The sequence below is a fragment of the Vibrio sp. 1557 genome (genome assembly GCF_033340175.1).
Lineage (GTDB): Bacteria > Pseudomonadota > Gammaproteobacteria > Enterobacterales > Vibrionaceae > Vibrio > Vibrio alginolyticus.
In genome coordinates, this window is record NZ_JAWOVZ010000052.1 from 1 (window position 1) to 6,267 (window position 6,267).

5 protein-coding genes and 4 tRNA genes are annotated in these 6,267 nt (G+C 42.8%); 3 read left to right on the plus strand and 6 right to left on the minus strand.

The features are described from left to right. Positions 1–180 precede the first annotated feature (180 nt). The 4 genes from R7070_RS24140 to R7070_RS24155 all read right to left on the minus strand — a co-directional run bounded on the left by R7070_RS24140 (position 181) and on the right by R7070_RS24155 (position 576). Positions 181–256, minus strand: a tRNA-Thr gene (locus R7070_RS24140). 13 nt (positions 257–269) lie between these two features. After that, positions 270–344, minus strand: a tRNA-Gly gene (locus tag R7070_RS24145). Between the two features lie 35 nt (positions 345–379). Then, positions 380–464, minus strand: a tRNA-Tyr gene (locus R7070_RS24150). A gap of 36 nt (positions 465–500) precedes the next feature. Continuing rightward, positions 501–576: transfer RNA gene (locus tag R7070_RS24155), tRNA-Thr, on the minus strand. Between the two features lie 205 nt (positions 577–781). Between R7070_RS24155 and coaA the strand changes: the two genes are divergently transcribed. After that, complete coding sequence (coaA, locus tag R7070_RS24160) at positions 782–1,705, plus strand: type I pantothenate kinase (protein ID WP_005388683.1); 924 nt, start codon at positions 782–784, stop codon at positions 1,703–1,705. A gap of 7 nt (positions 1,706–1,712) precedes the next feature. Here coaA and birA read toward each other — a convergent pair whose 3' ends face one another. Then, entirely contained in the window at positions 1,713–2,678 is a 966-nt protein-coding gene (gene birA / locus R7070_RS24165; protein WP_054579710.1) for a bifunctional biotin--[acetyl-CoA-carboxylase] ligase/biotin operon repressor BirA, read from the minus strand. Continuing rightward, positions 2,675–3,718 (minus strand): UDP-N-acetylmuramate dehydrogenase, encoded by a 1,044-nt coding sequence (murB, locus tag R7070_RS24170; protein ID WP_053303319.1) that lies wholly within the window; start codon positions 3,716–3,718, stop codon positions 2,675–2,677. The genes birA and murB overlap by 4 nt, the downstream gene beginning before the upstream one ends. Before the next feature lie 101 nt (positions 3,719–3,819). On the opposite strand from murB, the gene R7070_RS24175 reads away from it, so the two are divergent. Both R7070_RS24175 and pssA read left to right on the plus strand, forming a co-directional pair. After that, complete coding sequence (locus R7070_RS24175) at positions 3,820–4,251, plus strand: GNAT family N-acetyltransferase (RefSeq protein ID WP_017633746.1); 432 nt, start codon at positions 3,820–3,822, stop codon at positions 4,249–4,251. A 71-nt stretch (positions 4,252–4,322) separates the two neighbouring features. Continuing rightward, positions 4,323–5,663, plus strand: a complete 1,341-nt coding sequence (gene pssA, locus R7070_RS24180; protein ID WP_025768993.1) for a CDP-diacylglycerol--serine O-phosphatidyltransferase — start codon at positions 4,323–4,325, stop codon at positions 5,661–5,663. The last annotated feature ends 604 nt before the right edge of the window (positions 5,664–6,267 follow it).

The following is a 6,267-nucleotide window of genomic DNA, read 5'->3' on the forward strand; positions in this document are numbered from 1 at the left end:
TGTTTTACCGTGGTCAACGTGGCCGATAGTACCAACGTTAACGTGCGGTTTCGTACGTTCAAATTTTTCTTTAGACATGAGTGGTCCCTCTAGGTACGGATTTAGGTGGCCCAAATTGACCACGCAACCAAAAAAAGATAATTGGTAAATCTAATATCAAAAGGAAATAAACTTGAGAGCTGGTGCTGATAGGCAGACTCGAACTGCCGACCTCATCCTTACCAAGGATGCGCTCTACCACCTGAGCTATATCAGCACTCAAATTAGAGTGGAGCGGGCAGCGGGAATCGAACCCGCATCATCAGCTTGGAAGGCTGAGGTAATAGCCATTATACGATGCCCGCAACACGTAACTCTGAGAGCTATTTCCTAAAGAATATGGTGGAGGGGGACGGATTCGAACCATCGAAGGCAGTGCCGGCAGATTTACAGTCTGCTCCCTTTGGCCACTCGGGAACCCCTCCAAATTTTCAAGCCATTCAGACTACTAAAGGAAAGAATGGTGCCGACTACCGGAATCGAACTGGTGACCTACTGATTACAAGTCAGTTGCTCTACCTACTGAGCTAAGTCGGCATAAGTGGTGCGCATTCTATTGAATGATTTTCTAGGTTGCAATAGTAATTTGAAAAAAAATCATAAATTTCGATTTTTTAGATTCGTTTGCTGCAAATTCGTACAAACTTAGCTTTTTTAAAGTAAACTTCGACCTTTGTCGTTTGCTTTGAAGTTCGCTTGATGTATGTTCTTGCTTCTATTAAACCAAGGATAAAAGAGACCCATGAGTCCATTTTTGTCATTTGACCGTGCAAATTGGGCCGAGTTAAGAAACTCTGTACCGATGACACTTTCTGAAGACGACTTGACTGCGCTTCAGGGCATTAATGAAAACCTAACCATGGAGGAAGCGGTAGAGATCTACCTTCCTTTGTCTCGTCTTTTGAATCTGTATGTCCAGGCTCGTCAAAGCCGCAATTCCGTATTACAACAATTCTTAAATACAGAGGAACATGCTCCCCCTTTCGTAATTGGTATCGCTGGCAGTGTTGCTGTAGGCAAAAGTACGACTGCTCGTATTCTAACGGCATTGCTTTCTCGTTGGGAGAATCATCCCAAAGTGTCCTTGGTTACAACAGATGGCTTCCTATATCCGAAAAAAGTACTAGAAGAACGCGGTATCATGCATCGTAAAGGCTTCCCAGAATCCTATGATATCAAGCGCTTAGTCGAGTTCATGTCTGACGTAAAGGCAGGAAAGCCCGATCTTGAAGTACCCATCTACTCTCACATCACGTATGACATTACTGATGAACTAAGAAAAGTGGATAGACCGGATGTTCTTATTATTGAAGGTTTAAACGTTCTGCAAAGTGGAATGGACTATCCACATGACCCGCATCGTGTCTTCGTCTCTGACTTTTTAGATTTTTCAATTTATGTCGACGCAGAAACAGAGACCATTGAACATTGGTATGTAGAACGCTTTTTAAAGTTTCGCCAAGGGGCCTTTACGAAACCAGGCTCTTATTTTAGCCACTACACACAACTCTCTGTCGATGACGCAAAGAAAAAAGCGAAGCAAATTTGGCATGATATTAATGGGCTCAATTTAGAATTGAATATTCTTCCAACTCGTGAGAGAGCCCACTTGATTCTACACAAAGGCGTTAACCACTTGGTTGATAAAGTCTCGTTGCGAAAGTAATCGAAGATTAGTCACTTTTACGCAACGAGATTTCACCACCAATATAAGTCTCGAGTCCTTGGGAGGTTTCGATTAATATTCCACCTTGATGATCGATGCCTCGAACGACGCCATATACCTCTCTAGGACCAATAAGCAGTTTGACCTGACGATTAAGGAAATTGTCTAACCGATTCCAACGTTCGATAAAGCCAGTAAGCCCTTTCATTTCATATTCGACAAGTGCGGAATTCCAATGCTTGATAAGTGTCATTGCTAGAACATTTCTATCGTTCTTGAGACTCTGATTTACTTGGTTCAACGTGGTCCATGGCTGGTCAATCTCAGGCTGGTCGTCAGGCATTCCAATATTCAGGCCCATCCCAATCACTAGATGAGCAGCCCCACCGGCCTGACCCGACATTTCAACCAAGATTCCGGCCAGTTTTTTATCTTGATAATACAAGTCATTCGGCCACTTGAGTTTAACACCTTGCATGCCTACTTCTTCCAAAGCTTCCACTGCGGCAATCCCAATCACCAAGCTCAAGCCCATTGCCGCAGCCATTCCTGCATCCAGTCGCCAATACATAGAGAGATATAAGTTAGAGCCAAACGGTGAGACCCATTGTCTACCGCGGCGACCACGCCCTTGTGCTTGATATTCAGCAATACAAACACGGCCCTTTTCCGAATCCGCGACTCTGTCGAGCAAATATTGATTCGTTGAGTCAATCACAGGGACGAGTTCAACAAGTGACTCCGAGCTAGTGGTAAGGAGAGTCTCGTCTAACAACTGCAATGGTGAGGCTAATTGGTAACCGCGCCCTTGCACTCGATAAATATCAATACCCCATTCACTAAGACCTTTAATGTGCTTAGCGATTGCCGCTCTAGAAACATTAAGATCGTCGCCCAACGCTTCTCCTGAATGAAACTCTCCATCACTTAATAACTTTAGAATATGAAGTTTCGTAGAGTGATCTTTTCTCATCTAGATGCCTCGATCTGAGCCAAATTGGTCTCCCCGGTACGATTGAGAAAGCGTACTTCATGCTCAAGTATGATTTGGTATTTGTCCCATACTGTCTGCTTCACTAAAGAAGCAAGCGCGACAATGTCATCTGCACTACAATTATCCATGTTGGTCAAAACCAAAGCTTGCATAGGGTTGACCTGCGCACCGTGTACAGACTTCCCTTTTAATCCACACTGATCGATAAGCCAACCAGCAGCAATTTTCATTCCTCCAGAAGCTGGGTAGGCCACTACGTTAGGGTATTTTTTTGTGAGTCGATCATAGTGATCTTGCGTGATCACTGGGTTTTTAAAGAAACTACCTGCGTTACCTATCTTGGTTGGATCTGGTAGTTTTGCCTTTCGCACTTGGCATACTCGTTCGAAGATAGAAGCAGGGCTGAGTTGTTCTTCTGGGATACTTTGTAAAGGGCCGTACTGGTTAATCGGCTGCCATTGCTTCGCCAACTTAAGCCCTAATGCGGTGATAAAGCACTTTCCGTGCAACGCATGTTTAAATATGGAATCCCTATAGGCAAACTCACAGTCTTGGGCGTGCATTCTTTTGTTTTCAAACGTAGTTAGGTCAAGAACATCTACATAATCACAGATGTCTTTTAGCTCTAGGCCATACGCACCAATGTTCTGAATAGGAGCCGAGCCAGCACAACCTGGAATCAAAGCTAAGTTCTCGATCCCACCGATCCCCTGATTCACACACCAGGAAACCAATTCAGGCCAATCTTCACCACCGGCAATATGTAATAGGTAGTGCTCATCCGTTTCCGTGACTTCTTTACCCATGATTCGATTAACAATCACTAATCCCTCAAAATGTTCTGTAAAAAGAACATTACTTCCTTTACCTAAAAAAAGTTTCGGTAAATGGGTGAATCTTGGGTTTTGAAATAGCTCAATAACATCTTCGAGCGACTCAACGATAGCTAAATAGGAACACGATTGTTCAATTCCAAAAGTATGGTAAGCCTTTAGGCTCGCATTTGTTTTAATTTGCATAGTAGGTTTGCAACACCAGATAAGATTCTCTTAAACTGTCGACATTCTACATTAGTTATCTTTTAACCGCAGTGACAATACCAGACTCATTAATCATAGAAGTGTTAAATCCCATCAAGCTCCCCCTCATTAAGAAACTATACAAAGCGTATTACCCTGCGGGTCGAGCCAAAAAGGATGAATTGATCATTACAGCAAGCCATAAGGGTGAAATCATTGCGTTACTACGTTTAAAAGGTGTAGATAAAGTTCGTCTGTTGACAGGAATGTTGGTCATTCCGAAAGTTAGGGGAACAGGGATTGGAAAAAAACTACTAACTCATTGTAAAAACAATGTTTTCACTGATGGCGATTATTGCTTCGCGTTTACACATCTCGAATCCTATTATTCCAAGCATGGATTCACAACAATTGATTGCTCTGAGCTACCACACCCGCTAAAAATGGCATTTCAACGTTACGTAGATAGCGGTAAAGATCTCATTCCAATGCAATTCATCTCTTCAACGACATCAAAACGCGTGCTTTTGTAGCCAGGTAAATCATATCTTTGATAAAATGGCAGGTTCGCAATATTGCACTAAACTAAGGTACTCATACCGATATGATAGTAAGTAGGAATCCATTCGAACAGTTGCCAAGTCTCGCTGTCAATCCGGAAGACTTTGATGTTCTGTATTCAGCAGAATCATTCAGAACCCGTCTTTTAGATGCTATCAGCAAAGCAACGTCGCGAATTTACCTAGTCGCTCTATATCTGGAAGATGATGAAGCTGGACGTGAAATTCTCACTGCGCTTTATGAAGCGAAACAGCGCAATCCTGGGTTGGACATCAATATCTGTGTCGACTGGCATCGAGCGCAGCGTGGCCTGATTGGTGCGGAGACATCTGAGGGTAATTCAGCGCTTTACAAAGCATATGCCAGTAAGTACCAGCACCCAATCCCTGTCTATGGCATACCAGTGCGTGGCAGAGAAGTTTTTGGGGTACTGCATTTAAAAGGCTTCATTGTCGATGATACTGTTATCTACAGTGGGGCGAGCTTAAATAACGTTTATCTCCATTATCATGAACGTTATCGATTTGATCGTTACCATGTGATTCGACATGAATCTTTAGCGAATTCAATGGTGCAATTCATTCAGGAAGAAATGATTGCTCACCCTGCCGTTAATGATCTTGCAGGAAAAGATAAGCCAGAAACCAAAGAAATAAAGTCGGCGATTCGCCAACTGAGGGCTTCTCTTGCTCAAGCCAACTATAAGTTTGAAGACCAAGCTGCAACAGAAGAAAGTGTAAAAGTCACTCCGTTAGTTGGGCTAGGCAAACGCCGTAATCTGCTCAATCAACAGATTGTAAAGTTATTGGCAGCAGCCCAAGACGAAATTTTCATTTGTACGCCTTACTTTAACTTCCCTAAAGCACTTCATCGTGAAGTGAAACGAGCCATGAAGCGTGGTGTGAAAGTAACTATTGTTGTGGGCGATAAAACCGCCAATGACTTTTACATTGCACCTGAGGAAGACTTTAAAACCATTGGCGGACTTCCATATCTTTACGAAGTGAATTTGCGTCGCTTTGCGAAAGCCAATGAAGCGAATATCGCCGCACGTAAATTGTCAATTCACCTATGGAAGCATGACAATAACAGCTTCCACCTTAAGGGTATTTGGGTTGATAAACGCTATATGCTACTTACTGGGAATAACCTAAATCCACGTGCTTGGTCACTCGACCTAGAAAATGGGCTACTCATACAAGACAATTATGCGAAGCTCACTGAGAAGTTTGAAGACGAAGTTTCGCGTATTCTTGAGCATACTCACCTTATCTGTACTTATAAGCAATTAGAGAAAGTAGAAGACTATCCTATAGAGGTACAGCGACTGGTCAGAAAAATTACCCGCCTAAAGGCAGATGGTGTTTTAAAACGTATTCTTTAGACATCATTTCTCGCTCTAAAGTACGTCGAAATTTTTATACTAAGCCAACCGCTTTAGCAGTTGGCTTTTTCATATAATCCATTTGGAATAAGCACATAACCACTTAGATCTAGAGCGACTCTCTTAATGGGTTTGAGCTTTGACGTTTGTGAGTATTCCGCATAGCTTACAGCCTCGAGCTAAGCTACCCCTCTCTGTTCTGGCGCTTCTTACCCTTTGGCGATATATTTTTTCTGAGACTCATCAAATGTTCAGCGTCGAAAATCATCACCTCGCTAATGAAGAGCTCCTTCAATCTTTCATCTTCCAATTCGTTTTTTCTTTCTCATCAAGATTCAAGTCGTTGAACGCCTTTGAATACCATAGATTACTTAGGCTTGTTTGTAGGTCATATTGCCTTTCCACAGCATCACCGGCCTATAATTAATTAAAGCCTAGTGTGTAATTACGCAGAGTTCGCTTAGTAGGGATTATGTGAAATAGTCTAGTTAGGTGTATAAACACTCTTCAGGGAAACGTCGCAGTAGAAACGAAAAAAGCCCCAGTCTTTCGACTGAGGCTTAATATAAGTGGCGGAGTGGACGGGACTCGAACCCGCGACCCC